Annotated in this window: 1 pseudogene; it reads right to left on the bottom strand. The window is 74.3% G+C overall.

The annotated features are described in order from the left end of the window. Positions 1 to 907, bottom strand: a pseudogene (locus tag IVB32_RS10955) (caspase-like domain-containing protein); the annotation flags it as partial.

The raw sequence follows: 907 nt of genomic DNA, 5'->3' as shown, positions 1-907 counted from the left end.
TGAGGCCGCGGTGGTGGCGCCGACGGCCGGGCAGCCTGGGCGGGAGCTGCGGTCGGCTGATGCTGCGGCCTGATCGGCTCCCGCGCCGCCGAGGGCGGCGGCGTGACCGGTCGTCCAACTGCGCCAGGAGGCGTGCGGGCAGCAGGCGGCGAACCAGCCGGCTCGCGGGTCGCGGACTTGCCATGGTCCCCAGGCCCGGTCCCGGTCCCGGGCGGGGCCTGGGCCACCGGCGGCTTCGGCGGTTGGCCGGGCACAGCGGCCGGGTTTGTCGCCGTGGGCGCAGTCGCCGGCGCGGCGGCGGTCGGCGCACCGGGATGACCCGGCGGCGTGGTGCCGGGAGCAGCAGTCGTCGGCGCTCCCGCAGGCCCTCCCGGATGGGTCGGCGGCGGTGTGCCGGGAGCAGTGGCCGTGGGCAGCCCGGGTCTGCCGCCCGGCAGTGGCCCGGCTCCCGCTGGCGGTACAGGTGGACCGCCATGGGTGCCGGGAACCGGCAGGGTGTTGGCTTGGGGCAGCTTGGCCGGTGGCGTGGCAAGCGGACTGGCAGGTGGAGTCGTAGGTGGCGTACCGGTCGGTGCGGCATTGGCCGGCCTGGCCGGAGGCATTCCTGGCCTCGCCGTCGGCTGCATCGTCGCGCTCGGCGGCATCGGCGCCTTGCCCTGCTGAATCAGGGCGGCGCGCTGCACGACCGCCTGCGGCATGGCGGGACCAGCCGGATTGGTGCGCCCGGCAATGGCTGGCGCGAGATTGCCCGCTCCGGCACCCGCACCCGCCGGCGGTGCCGGCGGCTGGTTGATCACCGTGTTGATGACCGTCCTGTTATGGATGTTCTGATAGATGATGTTGTTCGGGGGCGGTGCGACATAGACCGGCGGCCTGACGAACACAGGAATTGGCACGAACATCGGCT

Source organism: Bradyrhizobium sp. 23 (genome assembly GCF_023073295.1).
Taxonomy (GTDB): Bacteria; Pseudomonadota; Alphaproteobacteria; order Rhizobiales; family Xanthobacteraceae; genus Bradyrhizobium; species Bradyrhizobium canariense_D.
This window is presented reverse-complemented; position numbering and strand designations above follow the sequence as displayed.